This is a genomic window from Neisseria sp. P0009.S007 (assembly GCF_051962515.1).
This window is the reverse complement of the sequence record NZ_JBQCVF010001301.1, coordinates 1-234: the sequence shown is the minus strand read 5'-3', so window position 1 is coordinate 234 and position 234 is coordinate 1. Positions and strand designations below refer to the sequence as shown.

Genomic DNA, 234 nt, shown 5'->3' with positions numbered 1-234 from the left:
ATATATGTCTCGCCAAGAATTTGCTGTAGTAGCAGACAACTACATTCACTACTTAGGATACACAACAGAGGATCCAACAGCACTTGATAGTATTGCTTATGGAGACCAAAAATTCGTAGCTCCTTGGGCTCAAGACGCAGTTCGTGAACTTGCATACCTTGGTTTCACAAACTACGCTCCTGGCACATTGTTCAACCCTGAAAAATATGTAACTCGTGCTGAAGCAGCTGAGAT

1 protein-coding gene is annotated in these 234 nt (G+C 42.7%); it reads left to right on the top strand.

The window, feature by feature from the left end:
• On the top strand, positions 1-234 hold a 234-nt coding region (locus ACTHS3_RS18695; RefSeq protein ID WP_440368908.1), incomplete at both ends, for an S-layer homology domain-containing protein.